Source organism: Halobacillus sp. BBL2006 (assembly GCF_000786645.1).
Classification (GTDB): Bacteria; Bacillota; Bacilli; order Bacillales; family Halobacillaceae; genus Halobacillus.
The window spans coordinates 1-2,609 of record NZ_JRNX01000581.1 but is presented as its reverse complement, the minus strand read 5'-3'; the positions used below and the strand labels follow the sequence as shown (position 1 = coordinate 2,609).

Here is a 2,609-nt window from a genome sequence, read left to right as displayed (position 1 = left end):
TGTGTTTTTTCTTTTTTCCCTATCAATCCAAAACGTAATTCCATGATCTGCTTTTCCCGGTCATTAAGCTGCTCCAAAGCTGTTTTTAGTAACTTTTTATCGATTTTCTTTTCAATGCCTTTTGTAATTAAATCCTCTTCTGTTCCTAGAATGTCTGACAATAAAAGCTCATTTCCATCCCAATCGACATTTAATGGCTCATCGAACGACACTTCGGTTTTAAGCTTGTTACTTTTTCTAAGATGCATGAGGATTTCATTTTCAATACATCGTGATGCATAAGTAGCTAATTTGATTTTTTTCTCTGGGTCAAAAGTATTCACCGCTTTAATCAAACCAATAGTACCTATACTAATCAAGTCTTCGATATTAAGTCCCGTGTTTTCAAATTTTCGAGCAATATAGACCACTAAACGCAGGTTTCTTTCGATCAGCATCGCTCTTGCTGCTTTATCTCCTTTTGGAAGAAGCTCTAAAAGCTCTTTTTCTTCCTCTCTGGAAAGTGGAGGCGGTAAGGCTTCACTCCCACCAATGTAGTAAATTTCATCCTGTTTAATACCTAGTTTGATGAGAGCTCTATAGAGCCATAGCCGCGCTTTGAAAAACCACTTGATCATAAATATCCCCCTTGGCTTTACGCTGATTTTCCTTTTACCATCACGTGTGGATGAATAAGCATTTGATAAAGACGATCATGAGTCAGATCTTGTTGCTGTACCCCTACTAACGGTTGTTTGATCTCCAATTGACCATCCGGTGTATCGATAGTGATCGAGTCAACTAAAAGCGTAACTAGAAGCTGCCCTTTTATTCCTGCTGCTGAGTAAGGCACTAGCCGGATAGCCTTTTGAATCTGATCAGGCAGTTCATCCATTGCCGTCACAACTTGGTCAACGTGAAGCAAATCAAGTTCTTCTTTTGCCATTAACTGTCCTAACACACTTGGATCTGCCAGAAATACCATTTTCCTGCTTACTGGATCAATTAACTGGTTGCCACTATCAACAAGTCCTTTACACACCGCTTTCTGCTCATTCCAGCAAACACTGACATCATAAATATTCTCAAGCTTCATTCGATGGACACTTACTTGATCCATCCGCCATTTCGTAAAAAAATAGGAGGACGGAAAACCTAAAAAGACAAACAGCCAACTGACAGGATCACCATAACCACCTGAAAACGTGACGATCGATCCACCTTGAATGCTGATTTCTGTCGCTAGAAAATAATGCACCCCGAGCATGCTTCCACCGATAGAGAAGGTAATAAAATAAAAACTTACCCACTGAAAAAAAAAGGCTCGAAGAGAGGAAAACGAATAGGCTACCCAAACGATGAGAATTGAATAAAAAACTTTCCCCAAACTGCTCGTCAACCAAGAATCAGGCATATAAATAGAGATTGGCACAATGACTGAAGCGATAAAAGCAGCTAAGAACATCCGACTTTTTTTAGACTTTGCTCGTGTTACTCCCTGTGTAAGAAAAAGAATCATTGCATCCATCAAAAAATTGAGCAGCCAAACGGCATCGAGATAAATTTTCCCCTCTCCTTTCTTGTCTTGTTATAGGAAAGTATAAGCCTGTCCCCGTGAAAAGTCTGTCATAATCTGAACCGCTCGCGAGCAAGTTTTGTAACAAAATGTCTTTATGAATGTGGAAGCTTTGGGGAGGCTTATGAGTCGAGTCTATACGTCTGAGCTGACAATGAATTGCGGAAACGTCTAGTGAGGGAAAGAGAGGCATCCGGTAGAGAAAACTTTCTGAAAATCAATGATTATAGTGAAAAAAAATTCACAATACAAAAACTGAAACACTACTTAATCTTTTAGACACTTTATCATTCAAGTCAAATCACGTTATTTCTATCTTAATATTTTTGATTCATGTTAGGGCGCTATTCCATTCGAAATATCGAAATTAGTCAAGCAGTCTACATCCAAAAACCTTTCATAAAGCACAACAAAAAACCCACTGCACGATATGTACAGTGGGTCTACATTTTAATGATTAGCGACGACGATTGCGATTTCTCAAGAACGTCGGAATATCAAGAGTATCTTCTTCTTGATTTGGCATTTTTTGCTGTTGAGGCTGCGGAGACTCACGGCGTGGCTGTTCATCTCTAGGAGCACGTTCAACTGTGTTTGGTTTTGGCTGTTGTTGCGGCTGTGGACGCTTCTTCTGTTGTCCTTGCGCAATTTGAGCTTCATCAAATCCTGTTGCAATAACGGTTACTACAATTTCATCTTTCAGATTTTCATTGATGACAGAGCCAAAGATTACGTTTACTTCTTGGTCTGCAGCGGAAGTAACAATATCTGCCGCTTCCTGAACTTCATACAAGCTTAGGTTTGTGCCTCCACTAATGTTCATCAGAACACCATGTGCTCCATCAATGGATGTTTCAAGAAGTGGAGAGGAGATCGCTTTTTTCGCAGCTTCTGCCGCGCGGCTTTCCCCAGTAGCGATTCCAATTCCCATCAATGCAGAACCTTTATCTACCATAATCGTTTTCACGTCAGCAAAGTCAACGTTGATCAGCCCTGGAACAGCGATCAAGTCTGAAATACCTTGTACACCTTGGCGAAGTACATTATCAGCTTC

3 protein-coding genes are annotated in these 2,609 nt (G+C 40.2%); all 3 read right to left on the bottom strand.

All coding sequences use genetic code 11. The features are described from left to right. A partial coding sequence (gene sigE / locus LD39_RS16305) for an RNA polymerase sporulation sigma factor SigE (RefSeq protein ID WP_035549844.1) occupies positions 1–617 on the bottom strand: 617 nt, incomplete at its 3' end. A gap of 17 nt (positions 618–634) precedes the next feature. Next, the gene (spoIIGA, locus tag LD39_RS16300) at positions 635–1,543 is read right to left on the bottom strand and encodes a sigma-E processing peptidase SpoIIGA (RefSeq protein WP_035549841.1); all 909 of its coding nucleotides are present in this window, start codon (positions 1,541–1,543) and stop codon (positions 635–637) included. Positions 1,544–2,012: 469 nt separating this feature from the next. Continuing rightward, positions 2,013–2,609, bottom strand: a 597-nt coding sequence (locus LD39_RS16295) for a cell division protein FtsZ (RefSeq protein WP_035549837.1), incomplete at its 5' end; no start/stop codon positions are given.